The sequence below is a fragment of the Suilimivivens aceti genome, assembly GCF_025567405.1.
Classification (GTDB): Bacteria; Bacillota; Clostridia; order Lachnospirales; family Lachnospiraceae; genus Suilimivivens; species Suilimivivens aceti.
This window is the reverse complement of the sequence record NZ_JAOQKJ010000004.1, coordinates 259734-284561: the sequence shown is the minus strand read 5'-3', so window position 1 is coordinate 284561 and position 24828 is coordinate 259734. Positions and strand designations below refer to the sequence as shown.

20 protein-coding genes and 2 pseudogenes are annotated in these 24828 nt (G+C 43.8%); all 22 read left to right on the top strand.

Features of this window, described 5'->3' with window-relative positions; translation table 11 throughout:
* The first annotated feature begins 16 nt into the window (after window positions 1-16).
* On the top strand, window positions 17-322 hold the full coding sequence (locus OCV77_RS06565; RefSeq protein WP_262574134.1) for an MGMT family protein: 306 nt from the start codon (window positions 17-19) through the stop codon (window positions 320-322).
* The gene (locus tag OCV77_RS06560; protein ID WP_262574133.1) at window positions 304-780 is read left to right on the top strand and encodes a hypothetical protein; all 477 of its coding nucleotides are present in this window, start codon (window positions 304-306) and stop codon (window positions 778-780) included. The genes OCV77_RS06565 and OCV77_RS06560 overlap by 19 nt, the downstream gene beginning before the upstream one ends.
* A gap of 225 nt (window positions 781-1005) precedes the next feature.
* Window positions 1006-1290: a co-chaperone GroES gene (locus OCV77_RS06555; RefSeq protein ID WP_118799456.1), complete on the top strand. Its 285-nt coding sequence runs from the start codon at window positions 1006-1008 to the stop codon at window positions 1288-1290.
* 41 nt (window positions 1291-1331) lie between these two features.
* Complete coding sequence (gene groL / locus OCV77_RS06550) at window positions 1332-2957, top strand: chaperonin GroEL (RefSeq protein WP_118799458.1); 1626 nt, start codon at window positions 1332-1334, stop codon at window positions 2955-2957.
* Between the two features lie 170 nt (window positions 2958-3127).
* Window positions 3128-5425 (top strand): RelA/SpoT family protein, encoded by a 2298-nt coding sequence (locus OCV77_RS06545; protein WP_262574130.1) that lies wholly within the window; start codon window positions 3128-3130, stop codon window positions 5423-5425.
* 23 nt (window positions 5426-5448) lie between these two features.
* Window positions 5449-6078, top strand: coding sequence for an MBL fold metallo-hydrolase (locus OCV77_RS06540; RefSeq protein WP_262574128.1), 630 nt, complete (start codon window positions 5449-5451; stop codon window positions 6076-6078).
* 20 nt (window positions 6079-6098) lie between these two features.
* Window positions 6099-7280, top strand: a complete 1182-nt coding sequence (locus OCV77_RS06535) for a DUF3048 domain-containing protein (protein WP_262574127.1) — start codon at window positions 6099-6101, stop codon at window positions 7278-7280.
* Window positions 7281-7685: 405 nt separating this feature from the next.
* Complete coding sequence (gene glmS / locus OCV77_RS06530) at window positions 7686-9509, top strand: glutamine--fructose-6-phosphate transaminase (isomerizing) (protein ID WP_262574125.1); 1824 nt, start codon at window positions 7686-7688, stop codon at window positions 9507-9509.
* A gap of 24 nt (window positions 9510-9533) precedes the next feature.
* On the top strand, window positions 9534-11018 hold the full coding sequence (hemZ, locus tag OCV77_RS06525; protein WP_262574124.1) for a coproporphyrinogen dehydrogenase HemZ: 1485 nt from the start codon (window positions 9534-9536) through the stop codon (window positions 11016-11018).
* A 275-nt stretch (window positions 11019-11293) separates the two neighbouring features.
* A pseudogene (locus OCV77_RS16900) lies at window positions 11294-11380 on the top strand (DUF6075 family protein); the annotation flags it as partial.
* A 2-nt stretch (window positions 11381-11382) separates the two neighbouring features.
* Window positions 11383-11709, top strand: coding sequence for a hypothetical protein (locus OCV77_RS06520; RefSeq protein WP_262574123.1), 327 nt, complete (start codon window positions 11383-11385; stop codon window positions 11707-11709).
* A 214-nt stretch (window positions 11710-11923) separates the two neighbouring features.
* Window positions 11924-12118 carry a hypothetical protein gene (locus OCV77_RS06515; RefSeq protein WP_117471369.1) on the top strand — a complete coding sequence of 65 codons (195 nt, stop codon included), beginning with the start codon at window positions 11924-11926 and terminating at the stop codon, window positions 12116-12118.
* Complete coding sequence (locus OCV77_RS06510; RefSeq protein ID WP_117471368.1) at window positions 12102-12716, top strand: GNAT family acetyltransferase; 615 nt, start codon at window positions 12102-12104, stop codon at window positions 12714-12716. Before OCV77_RS06515 ends, OCV77_RS06510 begins: the two co-directional genes overlap by 17 nt.
* 149 nt (window positions 12717-12865) lie before the next feature.
* On the top strand, window positions 12866-13147 hold the full coding sequence (locus tag OCV77_RS06505; RefSeq protein WP_262574122.1) for a hypothetical protein: 282 nt from the start codon (window positions 12866-12868) through the stop codon (window positions 13145-13147).
* A gap of 270 nt (window positions 13148-13417) precedes the next feature.
* Window positions 13418-14622: pseudogene (locus OCV77_RS16895) on the top strand (YodL domain-containing protein); the annotation flags it as partial.
* Between the two features lie 89 nt (window positions 14623-14711).
* The gene (locus OCV77_RS06480; RefSeq protein ID WP_262574119.1) at window positions 14712-15632 is read left to right on the top strand and encodes a carbon-nitrogen hydrolase family protein; all 921 of its coding nucleotides are present in this window, start codon (window positions 14712-14714) and stop codon (window positions 15630-15632) included.
* 318 nt (window positions 15633-15950) lie between these two features.
* Window positions 15951-16490 carry a PepSY domain-containing protein gene (locus OCV77_RS06475; RefSeq protein ID WP_262574118.1) on the top strand — a complete coding sequence of 180 codons (540 nt, stop codon included), beginning with the start codon at window positions 15951-15953 and terminating at the stop codon, window positions 16488-16490.
* Between the two features lie 138 nt (window positions 16491-16628).
* Entirely contained in the window at window positions 16629-18296 is a 1668-nt protein-coding gene (locus OCV77_RS06470; RefSeq protein ID WP_262574116.1) for a methyl-accepting chemotaxis protein, read from the top strand.
* Between the two features lie 108 nt (window positions 18297-18404).
* Complete coding sequence (locus OCV77_RS06465; RefSeq protein ID WP_262574115.1) at window positions 18405-19871, top strand: hypothetical protein; 1467 nt, start codon at window positions 18405-18407, stop codon at window positions 19869-19871.
* A 108-nt stretch (window positions 19872-19979) separates the two neighbouring features.
* Window positions 19980-21968, top strand: coding sequence for an ATP-binding protein (locus tag OCV77_RS06460; RefSeq protein WP_262574114.1), 1989 nt, complete (start codon window positions 19980-19982; stop codon window positions 21966-21968).
* 614 nt (window positions 21969-22582) lie between these two features.
* Window positions 22583-23620 (top strand): LacI family DNA-binding transcriptional regulator, encoded by a 1038-nt coding sequence (locus OCV77_RS06455; RefSeq protein WP_262574113.1) that lies wholly within the window; start codon window positions 22583-22585, stop codon window positions 23618-23620.
* Window positions 23621-23693: 73 nt separating this feature from the next.
* Window positions 23694-24782 carry a sugar ABC transporter substrate-binding protein gene (locus OCV77_RS06450; RefSeq protein ID WP_262574111.1) on the top strand — a complete coding sequence of 363 codons (1089 nt, stop codon included), beginning with the start codon at window positions 23694-23696 and terminating at the stop codon, window positions 24780-24782.
* Window positions 24783-24828 lie beyond the last annotated feature (46 nt).

Genomic DNA, 24828 nt, shown 5'->3' with positions numbered 1-24828 from the left:
CGGATAGGAGAGGAATATGACAACTTTAAATGAAGATCTGATCTATGAGATTCTTTCTGCAGTAGAGGAAATTCCGGCAGGAAAGGTAGCATCCTACGGACAGATCGCCCAGCTGATCGGTAAGGACCGGAACGCAAGACTGGTGGGAAAGGTGTTGAGCATTTCTGATTATTATGGAGAGTATCCCTGCCACCGGGTGGTGAACCATGCGGGCAGGCTGGCACCTCATTTTACAGCGCAGAGGGAACGGCTTCTGGAGGAAGGAGTTACCTTTAAGGACAGGAATCATGTGGATATGAAGGAATGTCAGTGGGACTGCTGAGCGGCAGAGATGCGCAGACGGTTCTGCTGTGCAGAAAGCTTGGGTGGACAGGACAGGCAGAAAGGATCATCAGAATGGAACAGAGAATTTTGCAGTACCGTAAGTTTATGGACGAGGAACTTCTGAGGCTCTCGAAGGAGCAGAATGTTACAGAGGAGGAGATCAGCCGGATAAAGAAGGAACATCTGGTGCAGATTTCCCTTTTTCAGCATGAAAGGCTGGTACATCTGATCGTGACAGTTACGTTTGCCCTGCTGGAAATGCTGGCAATTTTGCTGACTGTGGTTTCCAGGGAGCTTTTTCCGATCCTGCTTTCGGGAGCCCTGCTGATCCTGCTCATTCCCTACGTCAGGCATTATTATATTCTGGAGAATGAGGTACAGAAAATGTACGGACAGTATGATGCACTTTGCAGCTTAAGCATGGGGAATACAGCATTCAGACAGAGGAAATTATAAACTATTTATTAAATCATTTCTGTGACACGAAAATAAGAAAATGAAAGAAAAAAAGAGAAAAAACGAGATAATAAGAGAAAAGACGTTAAAAACGAACTGTAATACTGTTTGCAAACAGAGACATATAAAATTAATATAGGTTTTAGTGATTAGCACTCAGATTAAATGAGTGCTAACAGAACAAAGAAAGTGATTAAGTTAACATAATTTAAGGAGGCAGTTCATATGAAATTAGTACCTTTAGGAGACAGAGTTGTTTTAAAGCAGTTAGTGGCAGAAGAAACTACCAAATCCGGTATCGTTTTACCCGGACAGAGCAAGGAGAAGCCCCAGCAGGCTGAGGTTATTGCCGTAGGTCCTGGCGGAGTAGTTGAAGGCAAGGAAGTTAAGATGGAAGTTAAGGTTGGAGATCAGGTTATCTATTCCAAATATGCAGGAACAGAAGTAAAGCTTGATGAGGATGAATATATCATCGTAAAGCAAAATGATATTCTTGCAGTGATCCAGTAATCTTATTGAAAAAAGAAAAAGTTAAAGGAGGCCGATATATTATGGCAAAGGAAATCAAATATGGTGCAGAAGCACGTGCCGCTCTGGAAGCAGGCGTAAATCAGTTAGCAGATACAGTAAGAGTAACCCTTGGACCGAAAGGAAGAAACGTTGTTCTTGACAAGTCCTTTGGTGCTCCGTTAATTACCAATGATGGTGTTACCATTGCAAAGGAAATCGAGCTGGAAGATGCATTCGAGAACATGGGTGCACAGCTTGTTAAGGAAGTAGCAACCAAGACCAATGACGTAGCAGGTGATGGTACTACAACAGCAACTGTTCTGGCACAGGCTATGGTAAACGCCGGAATGAAGAACCTGGCAGCAGGCGCTAACCCGATCATCTTAAGAAAAGGTATGAAGAAGGCCACTGAGACTGCTGTAGAGGCAATCAGGAAGATGAGCTCCAAGGTAAACGGAAAAGAGCATATCGCAAGAGTAGCAGCTATTTCTGCTGGTGATGAGACAGTAGGACAGCTCGTAGCAGATGCTATGGAAAAGGTTTCCGGAGATGGTGTTATCACAATCGAGGAAAGCAAGACCATGCAGACAGAGCTCGACCTTGTAGAAGGTATGCAGTTCGACAGAGGATATATTTCCGCATATATGGCAACAGATATGGATAAGATGGAAGCAGTTCTTGACAATCCTTACATCCTGATCACAGATAAGAAGATTTCCAATATTCAGGAGATCCTTCCTTTACTGGAGCAGATCGTTCAGTCAGGTGCAAAGCTGCTGATCATTGCTGAGGACGTAGAGGGTGAAGCATTGACAACTCTGATCGTCAACAAGCTGCGTGGTACTTTCAATGTAGTAGCTGTCAAGGCTCCCGGATATGGCGATAGAAGAAAGGCTATGCTGGAGGATATCGCAATCCTTACAGGTGGTCAGGTAATCAGCTCAGAGCTTGGTCTTGAACTGAAGGATACTACGATGGATCAGCTTGGCCGTGCAAAATCTGTTAAGGTTCAGAAAGAGAATACTGTTATCGTTGACGGTGAAGGCGATAAGGAAGCAATTGCAGCAAGAATCAATCAGATCAAGGGTCAGATCGAAGAGACCACATCTGATTTCGACAGAGAGAAATTACAGGAAAGACTTGCCAAGCTGGCAGGCGGCGTAGCTGTTATCCGTGTAGGTGCTGCTACTGAAACAGAAATGAAGGAAGCTAAGCTTCGTCTTGAGGATGCACTGGCAGCAACAAGAGCAGCTGTAGAAGAAGGTATCATCTGTGGTGGTGGTTCTGCTTATATCCACGCATCCAAGGAAGTTGCAAAACTGGCTGATACATTGGAAGGTGATGAGAAGACAGGTGCACAGATCGTTCTGAAGGCACTGGAAGCTCCTCTGTTCCACATCGCAGCAAATGCCGGTCTGGAAGGAAGCGTTATCATCAACAAGGTAAGAGAGTCCGAGGTTGGTGTTGGATTTGATGCTCTGAAGGAAGAGTATGTAGATATGGTAAGTGCTGGTATTCTTGATCCTGCCAAGGTTACAAGAAGCGCACTGCAGAATGCAAACAGCGTAGCATCTACCTTACTGACAACAGAATCAGTTGTTGCGAACATTAAGGAAGAAACTCCTGCAATGCCTGCAGGCGGAGCCGGAATGGGCGGAATGATGTAACAAGTGCGTCAGCACGGATTTGCGAGTTTACAAAGAGCGGATTGTCCAAATGGATGATCCGCTTTTTTACGTTCCTCCTGTCTATCGGGCAATTGACGTCAGAATAGAAAAAATATATAATAATTAAGAATATGCTAAAAGGGAACACAGAGCGACAGAGGTGTGCGTGTATGTCAGAGAAAAAGGAACTTGTGCTGGATGACGGCAGAATAGAGTCCATACAATATCAAAGCCCGGAGCAGCTTTATGAGGATCTGATCCTCCGTGTAAAAAAATATCACCCTTCGGATGATATTTCACTGATCGAAAAGGCGTATAAGGTAGCTTCCGAGGCACATAAGGATCAGCTCAGAAAGTCCGGTGAGCCTTATATCATTCATCCCCTGTATGTGGCAATCATACTGGCGGATCTCGAGATGGACAAGGAAACCATTGCGGCCGGTCTTTTACATGATGTGGTAGAAGACACTGTTATGACAGAGGATGAGATCCGGGAGCAGTTCGGAGATGAGGTGGCACTTCTTGTAGATGGTGTGACCAAGCTGCAGAAGCTGCAGTTCATGCGGGACGGAGACAAACCGGATCGTCTGGAGATGCAGGCAGAGAACCTCCGGAAGATGTTTCTTGCCATGGCCAAGGATATCCGTGTGATCCTGATCAAGCTGGCAGACCGTCTTCACAATATGCGGACACTTCAGTATCAGAAGCCGGAGAGCCAGCAGAGGATTGCCAGAGAAACGCTGGAAATTTATGCACCCATTGCACAGAGACTCGGTATTTCCAAAATAAAGGTAGAGCTGGATGACCTTTCTCTGAAATATCTGGAGCCGGAGGCATATTATGACCTGGTAGACAAGATCGCAGTCAGAAAGAGTGTCCGGGAGAAATATATCCAAAGCATTGTTGACGAAGTCAGTGAGCATATAAAGAATGCTGGAATTAAGGCGCAGATTGATGGAAGAGTCAAGCACTTTTTCAGCATCTACAAAAAAATGAAGAATCAGAACAAGACGATTGACCAGATCTATGATCTGTTTGCTGTCAGGATCATTGTAGATACGGTAAAGGACTGCTATGCGGCGCTTGGTGTGATCCATGAGATGTATAAACCCATTCCAGGACGTTTTAAGGATTATATTGCCATGCCAAAGGAAAATATGTATCAGTCATTGCATACCACACTGATCGGTTCCAATGGACAGCCTTTCGAAATACAGATCCGTACCTTTGAAATGCACAAGGCAGCAGAATATGGTATTGCTGCGCATTGGAAATATAAGGAAGCATCTGATGGTAAAAAGGCAGATGTTTCCGAGGAAGAGAAGCTGACCTGGCTGCGTCAGATCCTGGAATGGCAGCGGGATATGTCTGATAATAAGGAATTCATGAACCTCTTAAAGAGTGATCTGGACTTGTTTTCAGACAGTGTTTACTGCTTTACACCTACAGGAGAAGTAAAGAACCTGCCAGCTGGCTCCACACCGATCGATTTTGCCTACAGTATCCACAGTGCGGTCGGGAATAAGATGATAGGAGCCAGGGTAAACGGTAAGCTGGTGACTATTGATTATGAGATCCAGAACGGTGACCGGATCGAAATTTTAACATCCCAGAATTCCAAGGGACCGAGCCGTGACTGGCTGAATGTTGTAAAGAGCACTCAGGCCAAGAGTAAGATCAATCAGTGGTTTAAAAATGAATTTAAGGAAGAAAATATCGTAAAGGGCAAGGAGCTTCTGAATACCTATTGCAGGGCAAGAGGCATCAATATCCAGAATCTGCTTAAGCCGGATTATATGGAAGCTATCATGCGCAAATACGGCTTCCGGGACTGGGATGCCGTACTGGCGGCTATCGGTCATGGTGGTCTGAAGGAAGGCCAGATCATCAATAAGATGATGGAATTCTATGAGAATGACCATAAGACAGTACTGACCAATGAGCAGGTGATTGAGCAGATCAAGGAGAATAGTCAGAACGCCCAGAATGAGTCGGCTAAAATGCGTTCCGGCAATGGGATCATTGTCAAAGGAATCCATGATCTGGCAGTACGGTTTTCTAAGTGCTGTTCACCGGTACCCGGAGATGAGATCATCGGTTTTGTTACCAGAGGAAGAGGCATTTCCATCCACAGAACAGATTGTATCAATATCCTGAATCTGCCGGAGATTGAAAGAGAGAGACTGATCGATGCCGAGTGGGAGGATACGCCGGATAAGGAAACAGGAAAATATCTGGCAGAGATCAAGATTTATGCCAATAACAGAAATGGCCTGCTGGCAGATATCAGCCGTGCCCTGACCGAGAAAAATATTGATATTCTTTCTGTCAATACAAGGACAAGCAAACAGGGACTTGCCACCATGCTGATTTCCTTTGAGATCAGCGGAAGAGAGGAACTGATCCGGATCACGGACAAGATCCGCAGCATTGACAGCGTTATTGATATTGAGAGAACTACCGGTTAAAATCATAGAAAGAAAGGAAAAGTATGGGAAATCTGAAGGTAGAGTGTCTGACACTTGGTGTCTGTCAGACCAACTGTTACTATATACACAGGGAGGACAGCAGAGAAGTCATATTTTTTGACCCGGCAGATAAGGGGAGCTTCCTTTATGAGACATTGCAGGAAAAAGAATTTCAGATTAAAGCGATCCTCCTGACCCATGGTCATTTTGACCATATCTGGGGAGTGGAAGAGCTGAGGGAAAGATCAGGCGCGGAGGTATATGCTTACGAAGGAGAAGAAAAGCTTTGCCAGGATCCGGCCTTAAATGTTTCTGCAGCAGTAGGAAGAAGCTGCGGCATTACACCGGATCATCTGTTCCGGGATGGAGAGGAATTTGAGTTCGCAGGAATCCGGGGAAGGGTTATTGCCACACCGGGACATACCGGTGGCAGTTGCTGTTATTATTTTGAAGAAGATCAGATCCTGATCAGTGGAGATACCCTGTTTCAGGAATCCGTGGGAAGAACAGATTTCCCGACCGGCAGCATGAGTGCACTGGTCAGATCTGTGAAGGAGAAGCTGTTTACCCTGCCGGATGAAACCAGAGTATATCCGGGACATGGCATGATGACAACAATTGGTTACGAAAAAGAAAATAATGCCTTTGTATAGGCGAAAGAAAGGAAGGATCCATGAAAAAGAGAGTGATCATCACACTGCTTGCTGCGGCTATGACAGCAGGGCTGCTGGCAGGATGCGGCAGTAAGAAGGAAGAAAAACAGAATCTGGCGGTAACACCTATAGAAACACCGGCAGCAGAAGAAACGACAGAAGAGGTGGAGACGCCAGAGGAAGAAGCTGGTGCAGGGGTGATCCCTGTAGAGAGGGAAATAAAAGATGGAAAGATGCAGAGCTATCTTACCGGCGAATGGAAGGATGAGGCTGTGGCAAACAGAAGGCCGATCGCAGTCATGATTCCGAATAATTCACCGGCAATGCCGCAGTACGGTATTTCCAAAGCCAGTATCGTCTATGAAGCACCTGTAGAAGGAAGAATTACCAGACTGATGGCTGTGTTTGAGGATTTTGATGACCTTGACAGGATCGGACCCATCCGCAGCAGCCGTGACTATTTCGTTTATGTGGCTATGGGTTACGAGGCAATCTACTGTAACTGGGGACTGGCAAGACCTTATGTGGAAGAGTTGATCAACAGGGATACTGTACAGAATATCAGTGCGCCGGTGGAAGGTATTTATAATCCGGCACCAGAGGCCTATGACAGAGTTTCAAGACCTGGATATGCAACAGAATTTACCGGCTATCTGTTTATTGATGGCATGAAGAAGGCGGCAGACAGACTGGGCTATACGTGGGAGTATGATGATGCTTATGTACCGCCCTTTACCTTTGCAGCAGATGGGGTAAAGGCAGAGACCAGCTATGAAGATGCAGAAACAGCAGTGAAGATCATGCCCGGCGGTACAGAAGGAAACAAAGGTGGTTATGGAGCCTATAATCCTTATTTCGAATATCATGAAGACGATGGGTTGTATTATCGTTATCAGGATGGAAAAAAGCAGGTGGATGAGATCGATGGAAGCCAGTTTGCAGTGTCCAATGTGGTATTCCAGTACTGCCATGGCGAGGTCAGGGATGATCATGACTATCTTGCTTTTGGAGTGCATGGAGAAGGTGATGCCATCGTATTTACAGGTGGAAAGGTGATTAAGGGCACCTGGAAGAGATATGACGGAGATGCTACCCCTGCGAAATTTTATGACGAAAATGATCAGGAGATCATCTTTAACCAGGGAAAAACATGGATCTGTAATATCTGGGAAGAGTATGGAGAGTATGCTGTCTACGAGTAGGTGGCTTTACAAGATATGGTAAGTTGTGTATAATATGTAGGAAATGTCCGGCCAAAAGGCTTGTAAGCGTTTTGTCCGGACATTTTTGATGAAGGTCTGTTCCTTGAAAAATGAATAGGATACTGTTATCATCTTCCTCATTTAGCGCCAGTGCCCGGAAACGGGACGACGAGGAGAAGGGTTATCGAAAATTCGGCGGGTGCCCTTCCGTAGCTCTTCGCTGCGTGATGTATCGGCAAATATGCGGGTAACTGCAAAACAAATACGATACAACGAAGAAAATGAGGAATGCAGTTGTAAGTGACTGTTGATCTTAAATCAGAACAGATAACCGGCTATAAGGGTGAGCTTTTGAATATAATGAAGAGAGGCCGGAAAAATAGAGAAAGATGAGGAAGATGATATATGTGTGGGATTATTGGATATACAGGAAAAAGAGAGGCCAGTGAGATCATGCTGGATGCGCTGGAGCTTCTGGAGTACAGAGGCTATGACAGTGCAGGTATTGCGCTGTTCCCGGAGAACGGGGGTCCGGTAAGAATCTTTAAGAAGGCGGGCAGAGTGCATGACCTCAGGGAACTCTGTGCAAAAAATGATGTCACAGGTCACTGCGGAATCGGCCATACAAGATGGGCAACCCATGGGGGTGTGAGTGATGAAAATGCCCATCCCCATCATTTTAAAGATGTGACGATTACCCATAATGGGATTATAGAGAACTACAGACAGCTGATCGAGAGGTATGAGCTGGACGGAAAACTGACCTCTCAGACAGACAGCGAGGTAGTGGCGGCTGTGCTTTCCCATTTTTATACAGGAGATCCTTATGCAGCAATCAGGAAGACGGTGCTGAAGCTGAAGGGAACCTTTGCGCTGTCGATCATGTTTGATGATATTCCCGGTAAGATCTTTGCGGTCAGGAATGTAAGTCCGATCGTAGCAGCCAATACAGAGGATGGTGCGATCCTGTCCTCCGATGTGGCAGCGATCGTGCCTTTTACAACACAGTATTTTGTTGTACCTGAGTTTCATGTGGTGTGCCTTTCCGGGGATGGAATTGAGATGTATGATCTTTCCGGCGATAAGGCAAGGATCGACTGGCTGACAGTGGACTGGGATATCAGCCGCAGCGATAAGGGGGGTTATCCTTTTTATATGGAAAAGGAGATCATGGAGCAGCCAAGGGTGATTGGTGAAACAGTGAAGCCAAGGATCAAAGATGGAAAACCGGATTTTACAGCAGAGGGAATCCCGGATGAGATGCTTGCATCCTGCAGAAGGATCTGTGTGATCGCATGCGGAACAGCCATGCATGCGGGACTGGTAGGAAAGAGCCTGATCCAGTCACTGATCGGTATTCATGTGGATGTAGTCATGGCTTCCGAGTTTATGTATAATGATCCTATTGTGGATAAAACAACGCTTGTGATCGCTATTTCCCAGTCAGGAGAGACGATTGACACGCTGGAAGCATTGAAGTTTGCCAGAAAGTGTGGATCACCCAGTATTTCCATTGTTAATGTAAAGGGTGCATCCATTGCAAGAGCCAGTGAATATGTGATCTATACCAATGCAGGTCCGGAGATCGCAGTGGCAAGCACCAAGGCCTATACGACCCAGCTTGCCGTGCTGTACCTTCTGACTGCAAGAATGGCTATAGCCAGAAAGCTCTGGAGTGATGAGCAGATGAAGGAATACATGGAGGAGCTTCAGAGAGTACCTGCAGTTATGGAAGAGGTACTGAAAAGCAAGGAAGAAATCCATCATATCGCAGATACCATGTTGAATGCAAGGGATGTGTTCATGATTGGACGCGGTCTTGACTACTCCATTTTACTGGAAGGATCCCTGAAGCTGAAGGAGATTTCCTATATCCATTCGGAAGCTTATGCGTCCGGGGAGCTGAAGCATGGAACCATCGCTCTGATTACGGAGGAAACACCTGTGATCGCGGTAGTGACGCAGGATAAATTAAAGAGCAAGGAGCTGTCCAATATCAAGGAAGTACAGTCAAGAGGAGCCAGGGTGATTCTTCTGATCAAGGGACAGGAAGAACTGGAACAGGAGAAGATCTGGAGCCGTATTTTCCGGCTGCCTGTGATGAAGGATGAGTTTATGGTAATGCCTGTATCCATCGTGCTGCAGCTCATTGCATATTATGTTTCCCTGGATAAGGGACTTGATGTAGATAAGCCGAGAAACCTGGCTAAGGTAGTAACGGTAGAATAAAAAGGGAAGATGATAACAGAACCTATGGAACAGAATGTAATCGAAATAACATTAAATAAGGCGGGCTTTGAATATGATATCCACTCACTGGTAAAGGCTTTTTATCCGGAGTGTGAGGTCAGAGTCCATGCAGAGGGAGAAGGGGAACCCGGAAGTTCATCCGATGGGTACCTGGATCTTTTCCTGCAGATCGGGGAAGAGGAGATCGTCCTGGTGCTGATCCAGGCAGGAGGAGGTTCCTCTTCTTTTCATGCAAAAAAGGTAGTGATTTCAGATGCACCTGACAGAACAGAGGTAAAGAACCGTTTAAAGAAGCTGATCTATGTCGCACTCTCCGAATATACGGGAAAGCAGCTTCCCTGGGGGACGCTGACTGGGATCCGGCCAACGAAAATTCCCATGACAATGCTGCTTGAAGGAAGGAATGAGGAAGAGATCCTCTCCTATATGAAGGATACCTATCTGGTCAGTGAGGAAAAGGCAGGGCTTTCCCTGGAGATTGCAGAGAGGGAAAAGGAGCTTCTTTCCACGATCCACTATCAGGACGGCTACAGCCTGTATATCGGGATCCCCTTCTGCCCGACTACATGCCTGTATTGTTCTTTTACGTCCTTCCCGATCGTATCCTGGAAAAAGAGGGTCAGTGAATATCTGGAAGCAGTGGAAAAGGAAATTACCTTTACGGCAGAGATCTATAAGGACAAGGTACTGGACACAGTTTATATTGGCGGCGGAACACCAACTACACTGTCAGCAGAGGAATTAGAGAGACTTCTTTCTTTCCTGAAGAAAACATTGGATTTTTCACAGGTGAAGGAATTTACTGTGGAGGCCGGAAGAGCCGATAGTATTACAGCAGATAAGCTTGAGGTATTAATAAAATACGGCGTGACCAGGATCTCTGTCAATCCACAGACCATGAAGGAGGAGACCCTGAGACTGATCGGCAGACAGCATACGGTAGAACAAGTAAAGGAGGCCTTTTATCTTGCCAGGGAAAAGGGCTTTACCAATATCAATATGGATCTGATCCTCGGACTTCCGGGAGAGGATGAAGAGGACGTCAGGAGAACTATAGAAGAGGTGAAGAAGCTGAATCCGGATTCCCTGACGGTACATTCCCTTGCCATCAAACGGGCATCACGGCTGAATCAGTGGATTGAGGAAAACGGGATCGAGGCACTTCACAATACAGATGAGACAATGAAGATTGCCGAAAACGGAGCCAGGGAAATGGGGATGGTTCCCTATTATCTCTACCGTCAGAAAAATATGTCCGGTAACTTTGAAAATGTGGGATATGCAAGAGAAGGCAGGTTTGGCATCTATAATATCCTGATCATGGAGGAAGTCCAGACGATCATTGCCCTTGGCGCCGGTACGGTGACAAAACGGGTATATGGAAATGGCAGGATCGAACGGTGCGACAATGTGAAGGACGTAGGGCTGTATATTGAGAAGATTGATGAAATGATTGATCGGAAGAGGAAGCTTTTGGCAGAAGAATAAAAGGGTTTTTCTTCCTGAAATAGTACATCAAATGAGGGTTAGTACATCAAAAGTACATCAAAAAAATACCCAATCATACTGAATAACCTATGAGATGTATTGAAACAACCTAATAACTGTGCCTTAAAGGACGAATTCATTTTAGAAGATGAGTTCGTCCTTTTCTGTTATAGTCAATTATTTAACACTATATGGTGTGGCAGCAACAGATAGTGTTATGAGCAAGTAGCAAAGCGGATTGCGAATATCCGTTTGACATCAAGGAGGAAAAGAACATGAACAGTACAGCGTTAGGTGCAGAGAACATTATTTTTATCAGCGATGCACATGAGAAATTCTACTACGAGAAATTAAAAGAGGTGCCATGAGCCATCCGATGGAAGTCGGCGCTGATCCGCTCGGCAATATCACCCGTATCAACAATGCACTGGAAGCAATGCCGGCACAGCTTGAGGAAGCACAGACGAAACTTTCCAATGTGGAACATCAGCTTGAAACTGCGAAAGCAGAGGTAAATAAACCATTTGCACAGGAAGCGGAGCTTAGTGAGAAGCTGGATCGTCTGACAGCACTGAACGCTCTTTTGAATATGGATGAAAAGGGGAATGATGCGATTGGCATGGACGAGGAGGGCAGGAAGAAGAACCGGAAAGAAAACTTGCAGACCGACCAGCGGAACGGACTTCATTAAAGGGGAGACTCTCCGAAATGAAGGCAAGGGTGTCCGGGACACCTGCAGGAAGGGATGCAGTGGATAAGACAAGAGGAAGGAGGAAGTAATATAATTTTCATAATTTTTGTGTTGCAAAGCGGATATTTCCATAATAGAATAAAGGTAGAAAAGAATGCAAATTACATTGAGTAATAGGCAGAAGAACAGCCATACTAATAAAGGAGGTGTTTATATGGCAACTTCTAGTATCACGAAGAATTTTATCATATCCGGTCAGAAGCAGGTAGAGATGTTTGTCGATGCGATAGAGAATTCTGCCAATAATCGCCCGGTGCGCACTCCAGTATCTGCGAGACAGATAAAAGGAGAAGCAGAGTTGAGAAAATTCATGGAAAAGAGGAAGAAAGCGGATGTCGGTCAGAGATAATTATACGATGATTAACATTCGTGAGTATTTAGCTTTAGGAACTGATGAAGAGGTCGGAGAGCCTGCGCTTGTCAGAATGCTCTCCGATTTTTCATGTCCAAAGAACCCGGATGTTGAATATTTTTTGAAGAAAAATGCAATAGAGTTTACCAAAAAGAATCAGTCCGTTACATATTTGGTCTTTTCCAATGATGAGGGAGAACTGATAGGCTATTTTAGTATAGCATTGAAGCCTTTGACCGTGAGAGGTGAAACAGTAAGCAACACAGTAAAAAGAAAATTACTGCGAATAAGTGAGCTGGATGAAAAATCACAGACATATACAATGTCAGCATATTTGATCGCACAGCTTGGCAAGAATTTTGCTGAAGGTCGAAACAATAGAATTACCGGAGCAGAGATGCTGGAACTGGCATGGTCGGTTATCGAAGAAATGCAGTATATGGGTGGAGGAATGGTGGTATTCCTTGAGACAAATAATGATGATAAACTGTTGAAATACTATAATAATAACAGATTTTCACAGTTTGATACCAGACAAACCACTTCAAAAGAACAGGAGTCACATGAGCTGGTGCAGTTACTAAGACTGCTTTAATAGTGTAAGGTGCTTGTCTCTTCAAAAAAAGAGAGATTTTGTAAACACGAATTATGATGACATAAAACAGGTATTCCGCATTTGAATCTGTTGAATATCGTTTAGTTGGAATTACGAATGATATTCCAGAATATAAGGAAAAATATGAAATGCATCGTTTGATTGGTGCACTTCTCTCAAGCGAATTGAAAGAGCAGGGAAAACTGGATATCATAGAACATGAGTATAATATCCCAATCAGCAGTGAATTTAGAGAGGATGTGAGCGTTATGTGTAATCTGAGTCAGGGAATTGTAGATGATACAAAGATTGAGATCATTATAAATATGTATGAAAATAAGTTTTCTTTAGAGCAAATTTCGCTTGCAACGAAAAAAAGCATTGCAGAGATTGAAAAAATTATTAAAGAAAATAAATCGGTATTGGTATAAGTAACAAGTAAATACCAAAGAATCAGGCAGTAGATCAGTAAATGATTTGTTGCTTTTTCTTTTATCAAGGCAGTCCATTGTGGGCTGTCTTTTATCATGCAAAAATGGAGGTAATCTATGACAGATAATCAGACAGAAAAACAAAAAGTACAGGAACTTACAGACAAGGATGTGGAGCTTACTATGATGGATGCGCAGAAAGAGATTGATGCATTGCAGGATTCGGAGACAAAAATCAATAAATCACAGGAACAGCAAGAAGCTTCTGATGCACGAAAGGCTGCACAGTTACTCCATGGAAGTATGGATAAATATGGCATTTACCAGTTAAAGAAGAATCCTGAACTGGATAAGTTCCGCTTTGAAGGAACGGAAAGTCTGAAACGTATGGGGATCACCAAGTATAATTTTGATACCATAGTGCCGGAGAATTATGAACAGGTGTATATGGGGGAATTGTCTGAATTCCGGGGAAGGACGCAGGGGAAACACTGGAAGCCATCTATACGAAGTTCAATATTGATAACCCGGCAGACTACAAGGCACATTCTCTTTCTGTCAGTGACATTGTGGTACTGCATGAAAACAGAGAAAACAGCGCACATTTTGTGGATACGTTCGGATTTACCGGTCTGCCACAATTTCTGCATGAACTGGAAGAAAAAGCAGAAGATCTTACGGTCACATTTACTGTGGCAGAATGTGGAGAATTTCATGACATCGGAGCATATTATGAGGATATTCCAACCATTGAAGATGCTATCCGGATTTACCGGAAACTGGATCCGGCACGGTTAAATGGAGTTCCGGCAATCGGAGTGAATCTTCATGTAGAGGGAACCGACTGCCTGGAGGATGACCAGGTGGATCTTCTTATCGGAAAGACGATTGATGTAGATTTTCTCAACTATATGCCGGATGTGAGAGATCATCCGAGCGTGCAGGACGCTATTAAAAAGCTGGTAGAAGCATTCCCAGAGAAAGAGGTCAATGACCGGGAAACGAAAGAGCAGAAAATACAGGCACTTGCGGGAGAACTTGACCGATTATCTTATGACATGGATCCTTATGAGTATAGGGATACGGTATCGGATCAGGAAGCGCAGGTGCAAAGGATCGCAGAAGATATACGCAATGGAAATATCGGACATTTGCAGAATTTTTTGTAGACTTCCATAGAAGAAGGCACCGATGAGAACAGTGAGCAGAGAGCCAAAGAGCTGCTTGCAAAACTGGCAGAGTACAAGCCGCTTGCTAAGATCGAGGAAATGGAAGAGCAGAATTATAACATGATTGACAATGTGCTTAACAATGGTGTGGAAAAATTTAATCGTAAAGAAGATAAGCAGAAGCTGCAGCAGGGACGCACATCGTTGAAAGAGCGTCTTTGCACAAAGCAATGTGAAGTTTCGGAAAAGCAAGGAAGAGATCCGCAGGGTCAGAATAAAGTTAAAAAGAATAGCAGGGAGATGTAGACAATTAGTTTGGTTGTAGTATTTTTTATCAGCATGTGTTAGACTGCTGTTATGCAAATCGGAATTTGTAAAGGAGTGAAATTGTCGTTATGAAGGATATCAAAACCACTTGTAAAATCGCATTAGTACAGGCAGAGCCTGTTATGTTCAGCAAAAGCGCATCACTTAAAAAGGCACTTCAATATATTTGTGAAGCAGCAAGCCAAAAACCGGATTTAATTGTTTTCCCGGAACTGTTTATTCCGGGATATCCTGTTGGAATGAATTTCGGTTTTAGCATGGGAAAACGAAGCGATGAGGGACGAAAAGACTGGAAACGATACTACGATGCCTCTGTTGTCGCCGGAGATTCGGAGTTCCAACAACTCGCAGAGGCAGCCAAAAAAGCGGAGGCATACATCAGCCTTGGATTTTCCGAGCGAGATGCTGTTAGTGGAACGCTCTACAACAGCAATGTCATTTTTGAACCGAACGGGTCATATAAGGTACACAGAAAGTTGAAGCCCACAGGCTCTGAGCGTGTTGTGTGGGGAGATGCGAATAAGGATTATTTCCCTGTTACTGAAACACCGTGGGGACCAATCGGCAGCATGATCTGTTGGGAAAGCTATATGCCGCTTGCTCGGGTAGCGCTCTATCAAAAGGGAATCACCATTTATATTTCGCCAAATACCAATGACAATCCAGAATGGCAAGCCACTATTCAGCACATTGCAATCGAGGGGAAATGTTTCTTTGTAAATGCTGATATGATTATCAGACGCAGTTCGTATCCTTCTGACTTGTGTGAGCACAATATCGTATCGGAACTTCCGGAATTTGTGTGCAGAGGCGGAAGCTGCATCATTGATCCGTATGGTCATTATTTGACAAAGCCGGTTTGGGATGAAGAAACCATCATCTATGCAGAGCTCGATATGAGCCTGCCTGCCGCCTGTAAGATGGAGCATGATGCGATTGGACATTATGCACGTCCGGATATCCTTGAACTTAAAGTCAACGAAAAATAATAGTCGGTTGGCTCATCAACTTCAAGTTTGTCAATTACAGGTGACATTGAAAGAATATCACTACACATAGCAAATGATTTGCTGCTTTTTATTTTTATCAGGGTAGTCCATAGTGGGCTGCCTTTTGTTATACAAAATGGAGACAATCAGGGAATCCGTAAAAAGAGGCATGGGCGGCGCAATTTACGGTATTGCAAGTGTTACTATATTTGTCAAACTTTTACAAATTTCCCCTGCACACAAAAATTTCACTTGTAATCTGGCAGGATATCGGCTACACTTTACGCATTCCAATCTGATAGGAGGATAAGAAAGAGTATGAGAAAGAAATGGATTTTTACCGGAGCGGCATTTGCACTTGCAGTGACCCTGACCGGATGCAGAGATAATGCGGCAGCCAGCATTCCGCAGCCAAGCAGCCAGGAGCAGACGAAGGAGCAGACACAGATGATCCCTATGGAGGAGGCACAGGAAGCGGCGGATGCAACGATCACCAAGTCAAAGCTTGACTATGAAGACGGACGGCAGGTATATGATATTGAATGGTATGCAGGTGGTGCAAAATATGATTATGAGATTGCGGCAGACACCGGAGAGATCATAAGCTCTGCATATGAAGAAAAAACGGTGGGAGCAAATAGCAATAACGTTACGGTCAGTGAGGCAGATGCAAAGAAAACAGCTCTTGACCGTGTAAGTGGTGCAACGGACAAAGATATCTACGAATGGAAGCTTGATTACGATGACGGACGTCCGGAATATGAAGGAAAGATCATCTACGGTGGAACGGAATATGAATTCACGATTGATGCAGCGACCGGATCCGTAATGGAGTGGGATGCTGAGAAGATCCGTTAGATTTGTCTGTGAATAATTCATGAAAGCCTTCATGAAATAACCCTGAAGTGACTGACCACCTGTATGGATTTTTCATCGTGGCAATGATATAATTTTAATATCTTTTGGAGCAATGAAAATGATATGGGAGGTATTAAAATGAAAAAGAAAATGGGGTATTTGCAGGTAATCCTTATGATCGGCTGTATTCCGATGATTGCAGCGATTGTTGCCCTGACAGTGTATGCATCAGCTAAAATGAAAAATGAGTTGATTGACAGTACCTATCTGCGGCTGAAGGCTTGTTCCACATCGGTGGAACAGTATTTTACATGGGATATCCGTGAGGATATTTTGGAAAAGGATGACATAAGCTATCAGTTCATAGACTCCCTGCAGGAGGAGCACATTGAACAGACACTGTTCATGGGAGATGAGAGGTTTATTACTTCCATTGTGGACGAAGATGGAAAAAGGATTGAAGGAACCAAGGCAGATCCTAAGGTATGGGAAACCGTTAAAACCGGTAATGATTATGCGGCATACGGGATGAAAATTAACGGAGAAAGGTATTATGTCTATTATATGCCGGTTCGGTCAGACGATGGGGAGATTTTGGGAATGGCTTTCTCCGGAGAACGGGAAAGCGCAGTCCGAAATGCAATATCCGGTATGTTGAGAAGCCTGGTTCTGCTCGCTGGATGTATGATCGTTCTTTTTACTGCAATATTGGTTTATCTGTCGTTCAAGATACGGAAACCATTATTGGCGACAGCAGAATATATTGACTGTGTAGCAAATGGAGATCTGTCCGGCAATCTGGAAGTAAAATCTGTAATTCGTGAAGTGACGACTCTGATCCGGGCATCTGCAGCTCTAAAGGATAAATTGAACAGTATTGTCACAGAGGTGGATGGGCACGCAATGCAGCTGGACAACAATATGGAATCGTTAAATGTGCTGGCGTCTGCAAGCAGTAAGGGAGCAAACCAGATCAGACAGGCCATTGATGAGCTGTCTAAAACAGCTGTATCACTCGCAGAAAATGTACAGTCTGTTAATACCAGTATGATGGAAATGGGGAACAATGTGACTGCAATCCATTCCGAGACGGTGACATTGAATGAGAACTCCGATAAAATGGATCACGCAAACCGTAATGCTTCAGAATCCATGAATCTGGTACTGACAAGCTCTCATACATCTTCGGCTATTATTGAAGAGATGATAGTACAGGTAAAGGCGACAAATGAGGCTATTGCGTCCATTAGTAAAGCAGTGGAACTGATTTCCGATATTACCTCACAGACGAATCTGTTGTCATTGAATGCGTCCATTGAAGCTGCAAGAGCTGGGCAGGCAGGCAGAGGCTTCGCTGTGGTTGCTACAGAGATCAAACAGCTCGCAGACCAGAGCAGCCAGGGTGCGGCTGCAATTAAAAATATTGTGGATGACATTCTCGAGAAATCCAATAAATCTGTAGAGCTGACAGAACGGATGCGTACGCTGGCAGAAAAGGAGCAGGCAGATATCGGAAGTGCTAAGACCGGTTTTGATACCCTGAGCCAGATTATTGAGGCTAATGTCGCTACTGCGGGAACTATTGCAGAAAAAACAAAGAACCTGGAGGAATTGAAGCAGACTATTATAAATAATATAACTGAACTCAGTGCGATCAGTGAAGAAAATGCTGCAAGCAATGAGGAAGTAACGGCGAATGTGTCAAGTATAGCGGAATCTATTGACAGAATTTCGGAAGATACCGGAATGATTAAAAAGGTATCTGCTGCTTTGGAAGAACAGATGAAGTATTTTAAGAAGTCATAGTATTCTTTTTGAAAATATCATAGATTCAGATGCGGAAAACCCGGATTCAGGGAAAAGGTGAATTGACTATTGGAAAGGGGATATATGTCACTTTTAGGAGATTTGACAATGAAGAGCCGTAAGGAGGAAGTCAGGCAGGCAGATACTGCGAATCTGATAAAGGGAGCATCTCTGCTGATGACAGGTTCATTGTTAGCATCCTGTGCGACAACAGACTGGTCGTTTCTGATCAGACAGCTCCTGCTTGGCACAGGGGTGGTCTTATGTATACTGGGGATTCCTTTCCTGAAACGTTTTTATAAGGAAGTAAAGGACTTCCGGGAATATGTCCCAGCGTGGGATAAGGGGCGTGGGATTTTTGACCGGATGGCACTTCAGCTGAACCACTGGTACGAAAAGGAAGAGGAACCGGTAAGCTGTGACGGGGATACCCTGTATTATCTGAAGCTGCAGAAAGAGCGTCTAGATGAAAAGAGGATCCATATGCGTAACCGGATTTATCCGGCCAGAGGAAAAAGCTTTGGAACAGCGACCGTGTCTAGAAAATCTGCATGGTATACGACAGATATGTCTTATGAAAATATCAGCAGAGAGCTGCGGTTTATAAGAGGGGCGGAAGTGCTGTACCAGCGAAATGTAGAGCAGGTGATGTATGAGATAATAGCGCATTCCCCAAATGAACAGGAAACAGCACATCTGATGGTAACCTGTCCGAATTGTGGCTGTGTCAGTTCGGTAGAGCAGCTTGGCAGTGGGTGCCCATATTGTAAGACTCAGTTCCGGGTAAAGGATCTCTTCCCGAGAGTGATTAATACATACTTTATCAGAAGTGATTCTATTTCGAAAAATATTACCCAGCAGCGTATCGTGATCGGTGCGTCTATGGGGATTGTGCTGCTGATCTGTATTCCGGGTTCCCTGATTTCCAGCAATGGAAATCTGCCTGCAGCGCTGTTTACAGCTTACCTGGCAGCACTGATTGGAGGAGGAATCTTTGGATGGATGGCATCGGCGGTTCTTATGCTGACATCTCTGTTTCAGAGAGATGGAATGAAGCATCTGCCATTGATTCCTTTTCTTTCATCCAAGAGCAAAATTAAGAGAATGATGACGGCGTATGATCCGAATTTCTCTTATGATAAATTTGAAGGACAGCTGGTAGCACTGATCCGTATGGCGGTGTTTGCGAAAGAACCGCAGAACCTGACAGCGTACCGGGGAAAGGAGCGGGATGCACGTTTTCAAAATATTCTGGAGATGACCTATACGAATGGTATGTGTCTTAAGAATGTGAAAAAACAGGGAGATGATCTGCATCTGACTATCCGTACCTGGTGGATCAATTACAGCGAAGAACAGGGAAAAATCAAAAAGACAGGTGACCTGATCGATGTAACAATCTGCAGGAATGTCGCGCACAGGGAGGTGCCGGGTTTTTCAGTTACTTCGGTTAACTGTCACAGCTGCGGAGCCAGCTTTGATGCAGTGCGTCAGCGGAACTGTCCGTATTGTGGAACAGAGTACCATATGGAAGAGGATTACTGGGTGATCGAGGAGATGAGGCTGATCCGGTAACATACAAATGGATGGAAAATAGAAAGATATATTTACAATGGTTATGAATGGTTATATGATGAATATAACCATTCATAACCATTTTTTACATCGAAAAAGGAGCCTGCGATGAGTAATCCCGGAAGACGTATCGAAGAAATTGATAAGAGGCTGGAACAGCTGCCCAAAGGAACGCTTACCTATAAGACGATCAATGGAAAAAAGCAGCCGTACATACAGCGTACCATAGAGGGGAAGTCTGTCAGTTACTACGTTAGGATGTCAGAGAGGGAACAGATCCTGCTTGAGTTTGAGGAACGGAGCCGTCTGCTGGAGGAAAAGAAGCGACTTACAGCATATAGGGAGAGTTTAGCTGCTATCTTAAAAGATAATCCCTATCTGGGAGAAAATGTAGGTGTAGGATATCAGTATTTTACAGAGATTAAGGAAAACAATTTATTTTATATAGATAAGACTTATTTTATAACCGAATGGCTCCACAGAAGTGCCAAAATATCGCTGATAACAAGACCACGCCGTTTCGGGAAAACATTGCTGCTCAGTACCGTACGGACTTTTTTGGATCCGCATTATGCAGAGCATCCGGAATATTTTGAGGATCTCAAAGTATGGCAGGATCCCTTGTGCAGGATGAAATTTGGACAGATTCCGGTGATTTCCGTGAGCTTTGGAAGTTGCAAGGGAATCGACTATGCTCACAGCATGCGTGGGATGTTGAACAGTCTGAAAGCCATGTACAGTTCCCAGGATGACCTTCTTACAAGTGAAAGGTTAGAGGAAGATGACAGGAATGAGTTCAAGGAAATCAGAGAGGCTTTGTTTCGGGGAGAAGAAACAGTTGTTGAAAACAGCATTCCGATATTGTGCAGGCTGGTATACAAACATTATGGGGTAAAACCTGTCATTCTGCTGGATGAATATGATACGCCCCTGCTGGAAGCGTATGTTGGCGGATACTGGGAAGAGATGATCGCTTCCTGCAGAGGATTATTTCATAATACATTCAAAGAAAATGAATGGTTTGAAAGAGCGATTATTACCGGGGTGACGAAAATCTCAAGAAACTCGCTTTTTTCAGATCTGAATAATATTGAAACGTATACAATAACGGATGAGGAGTACAGTGACTGTTTCGGGTTTACGGAGAAGGAAGTGGAAGATGCGTTAAAATGCCAGAATATGGATTGTTTTCAGGAAGTAAAGGCCATGTATGACGGCTTTATCTTTGGAAATCACAGAGATATCTACAATCCTTGGTCGATCTGCAATTTTCTGGACAGAGGAAAGCTGATTTCTTACTGGATCAATACCAGCAGCAATAAGATCATAGGGGATATCATCCGCAGGCACCCAGTACGCAGTAAATTTGAGATTGAACGGCTGATGGCAGGAGAGGTGGTACATAAGAAGATAAATGAAAACATTACTTTCCAGTATATGGATGGCGATGAAAACAGTCTGTGGTCACTGCTGCTGGCGGTCGGATATATCAAAGCAGACAATGTAGAAAAATATGAGGAGTATACAGAATGTGATGTTTCCGTTACCAATCAGGAAGTCATGAGTATGTTCCGGAATGAGATCCTTGGAATGTTCGACAATGGAAATCTGTATTATAACGAATTTATCAGGGCTCTGCTTGCACACAATACAGAGGAAATGGAAGATATTCTTCTTGATATTACCTATTCCTCCATGAGTTATTTTGATACAGGAACTTCGTCGAAAAGAAATCCGGAAAACTTTTTTCATGGCCTGGTGCTGGGACTGATCGTTTCCCTGAAAGACCGCTATCGTATCATTTCCAATCGTGAAAGCGGCAGAGGCAGATATGATATTGCGCTTTATCCGATTCGGCCGGAAGAGAATGCTTTTATCATGGAGTTTAAAGTATTTGATGAGCGAAAGGAAAAAGATCTTGCACAGACGGCGGCAAATGCACTGCGTCAGATTGAAGAGAAACAGTATGAAGCGGATATGATTGCAGCAGGAATACCAGGGGAACGAATCTGTAAGCTGGGATTTGCGTTTGAAGGAAAAGAGGTTATGGTAGTGAAAGAGAAGCACAGACAGGACTGCACTGCGGTGGAAGGGTAGATGTCGCATAGAGCGACCCGCCGTAGGAATCCTGCAAGGACACTTTTTTTAATCCATGTATATGAAAAAAGATCTGGTGGATCCTTTTTGAATGGGGTTTTGAAACAAAAATAAAAAATCCGATAGTTTTCTAAAAAATATGTGCATAGAAAATGTAGTTTGTTTGGTATATCTTATAGACATAGAAATTAACATCAGTGCAGCGAGAATTATTGCACACGAATCAGCAATGCACGATGGAATGCCCATTGAAGTACCGAAGGATTTATTTCGGTGAGAAAATAAAATAGCTATATGTAGAGGAAAAAGCGGTCATCAAAAATGGCTGCTTTTCCTTTTGCAGATATAATCTCAACAGTATGCACAAAAAAGCTGAATTATATATGTGAAAAGTATTCAAAAACACAAAAAACAACAAAAAATATTTGACAATAACAAGTGCAATATGTATACTGAATACATGCGGGGGCGGTACCGCATTGAGTAGGAATAAACAAAGAAAAAAGAGGAAATTTAGAATTAGTAATATAAATATTACAGGAATCCAGGTGCTTTTTTAAAAAAAAGTTATACTCGGATTTTAATTTTTAAAGAAAGTGGGGGCGGTACCGCAAGTGGAAGAGAAGAATGAAAAGGCTGTAACAATTGATGATATTGCAAGGATGGCTGGTGTAGGTAAGGGTACAGTCGATCGTGTGATCCACAACAGAGGAAGGGTATCACAGGAAACAGCAGACAGGGTCAATAAGGTAATACAGGATCTGAATTATAAACCGAATGCTGCCGCCAGAATTCTTGGAAAGCGTAAGGAACTCAGAATTGCTGTCATTTATCATAATTATGAATCAGAATTTTGGCAGCAGGTTGAGGATGGTATTAAAAGAGCAGAGCTGCAATATGCATCCATGGGTGTCAGAATTGATCGGTTTGTATTGGAAAGACTGGATCCGGTGAAACAGGAAGAAGTACTCGAGAAAGTATCTGGGCTTGGCTATGACGGTGTTGCACTTGTGCCATACACATCAGAAAAGGTGGCAAGACTCATCAATAATCTGGTAGACAGGGGTATACCGGTAATTACGTTCAACAATGATGAACCATGCAGACGTACAGCGTATGTGGGACAGAACCTGTATAGGAGTGGAAGGACTGCAGGAGAACTTATGGCCATGATGGCCAGACAGGATGCTGTATTTGTGGAACTCATAGCGATATGCGAAGGAATGTCGGCATTTGGGGACAGGCTTAAGGGTTTCCAGGAAGTGATTGATAATAAAAGAGCAGATATGGTTCGTTATGGAACTTTTACTTTCAAGGAAGACAGTGCATTTGCCTATAACCTTACGAAGAGTCTGCTTATATCACAGAACATAGATGCAATTTATGTTTCAAATGTGATGGTGGAAACGGTGGGAGAGGTGATAAGGGATTTGGAAATGAAGCATCCACCCCTTCTGATCGGACATGATATTACACCTGGTATTATCCAGTATCTGCAGGAAGGGATTATTGGTGTGACAATTGGGCAGGAACCGGAAAAACAGGGATATCTGGCAATCGAAAAGATATGCCATAAATTGTTGATGGATGAGGATATCTCAGATGATATTTTCACGAAGATAGAGATCATAGTATCTGAAAATATCCCGTAACTACTGAAGTTTATATTAAATAATATAAATGATAAAGCATACTAAATAATGTATCAAACAAAGGAGGAAACGTATGAAAAGGAAGGTAATCAGCATTATTATGGGCATTGCATTATTTGCAATGGCAATGACAGGATGTGGAAGCAGCCAGGAAACAACAACAGAAGGAACTGCAGTGGAGAGTACAGAGCAGGAAGCAGCAACAGAAGGGACAGAAGCAGGAGATTCTGGACAGACAGCAGAGGCAAACGCTGATGGAAAAGCACTGAAAATTGGATATTATGGGATTGACACTACACAGGCATTCTTTAAGGATGTGTATGATGGTCTGCAGAAGGCCTGTGATGAAAGGGGATGGGAACTGAATGCCCAGTTTACCAATTATGATCCTGTAAAGATGAGATCGGCATATGATCAGTTTAAGGCTATGGGTGTAGATATTATAATTGATGGTAATGCCATGCAGGATATTATCTTACCATTTGCACAGGAGGCTGCAAATGATGGAATCCCTTATCTTGGACTTCACGTGGATCTGCCGGAACCGGCATACACATATGGAACAGCCAATACTGATATGGGTAAGGCAATTGGAGAATTTATCGGACAGCAGGTTAAAGATGAGTGGGGTGGAAAGACAGACCTGATCCTGCTTGTTGGTACTTTTACAACAGGACCTGAGATTACAGAAAGACTGACATCTGCCGTTCCGGCACTGGGAGAGTATGTTTCCGATATTGACAGTGTAGAGCAGATTAAGATTGATGCAGATGCAGGAGATACGCAGGCCGTATATCAGCAGGTATCCGATGCACTTTCAGCAAATCCTGGAAAAAAGATCGTGATGTTCTGTCAGACAGACGATATGGCAAATGCGGCATTCTCTGCAGTTGAGGCAGCTGGAAGATCAGCGGATGTTATGGGAACGGGAAGCGATTGCTCAGCAGTTGCAACAGATTATTTTAAAGCAGCAATTGATTCACAGAATACAACAGCACCATGGAGAGGTTCTATCTATCTTGGAGCTATTAATTACGGAGAGGCACTTTGTGATCTCAGTGAAAAGATCGTAGCAGGCGAAGAGGTTCCTTATGTGAATACCTTTGTACCGGAAGTAGTTGGTATTAATAATCTGTATGATGTATTTCCTGAAATGAAATAACCATTGTAAGGAGTGCGGTCGAAAAAGGCTGCGCTCCTTATATAGA

Bases quoted from the DNA above. Each gene is read 5' to 3' on its own strand.
- OCV77_RS06540 (WP_262574128.1), top strand. From the start codon at position 5,449: ATGGGAAATCTGAAGGTAGAGTGTCTGACACTTGGTGTCTGTCAGACC.
- OCV77_RS06470 (WP_262574116.1), top strand. From the start codon at position 16,629: ATGAAAAAGAAAATGGGGTATTTGCAGGTAATCCTTATGATCGGCTGT.
- OCV77_RS06520 (WP_262574123.1), top strand. From the start codon at position 11,383: ATGAGCCATCCGATGGAAGTCGGCGCTGATCCGCTCGGCAATATCACC.
- OCV77_RS06560 (WP_262574133.1), top strand. From the start codon at position 304: ATGTCAGTGGGACTGCTGAGCGGCAGAGATGCGCAGACGGTTCTGCTG.
- OCV77_RS06460 (WP_262574114.1), top strand. From the start codon at position 19,980: ATGAGTAATCCCGGAAGACGTATCGAAGAAATTGATAAGAGGCTGGAA.
- OCV77_RS06535 (WP_262574127.1), top strand. From the start codon at position 6,099: ATGAAAAAGAGAGTGATCATCACACTGCTTGCTGCGGCTATGACAGCA.
- hemZ (WP_262574124.1), top strand. From the start codon at position 9,534: ATGGAACAGAATGTAATCGAAATAACATTAAATAAGGCGGGCTTTGAA.
- OCV77_RS06555 (WP_118799456.1), top strand. From the start codon at position 1,006: ATGAAATTAGTACCTTTAGGAGACAGAGTTGTTTTAAAGCAGTTAGTG.
- OCV77_RS06565 (WP_262574134.1), top strand. From the start codon at position 17: ATGACAACTTTAAATGAAGATCTGATCTATGAGATTCTTTCTGCAGTA.
- OCV77_RS06465 (WP_262574115.1), top strand. From the start codon at position 18,405: ATGAAGAGCCGTAAGGAGGAAGTCAGGCAGGCAGATACTGCGAATCTG.
- glmS (WP_262574125.1), top strand. From the start codon at position 7,686: ATGTGTGGGATTATTGGATATACAGGAAAAAGAGAGGCCAGTGAGATC.
- OCV77_RS06515 (WP_117471369.1), top strand. From the start codon at position 11,924: ATGGCAACTTCTAGTATCACGAAGAATTTTATCATATCCGGTCAGAAG.
- OCV77_RS06510 (WP_117471368.1), top strand. From the start codon at position 12,102: ATGTCGGTCAGAGATAATTATACGATGATTAACATTCGTGAGTATTTA.
- OCV77_RS06480 (WP_262574119.1), top strand. From the start codon at position 14,712: ATGAAGGATATCAAAACCACTTGTAAAATCGCATTAGTACAGGCAGAG.
- OCV77_RS06545 (WP_262574130.1), top strand. From the start codon at position 3,128: ATGTCAGAGAAAAAGGAACTTGTGCTGGATGACGGCAGAATAGAGTCC.
- groL (WP_118799458.1), top strand. From the start codon at position 1,332: ATGGCAAAGGAAATCAAATATGGTGCAGAAGCACGTGCCGCTCTGGAA.
- OCV77_RS06475 (WP_262574118.1), top strand. From the start codon at position 15,951: ATGAGAAAGAAATGGATTTTTACCGGAGCGGCATTTGCACTTGCAGTG.
- OCV77_RS06505 (WP_262574122.1), top strand. From the start codon at position 12,866: ATGCATCGTTTGATTGGTGCACTTCTCTCAAGCGAATTGAAAGAGCAG.
- OCV77_RS06450 (WP_262574111.1), top strand. From the start codon at position 23,694: ATGAAAAGGAAGGTAATCAGCATTATTATGGGCATTGCATTATTTGCA.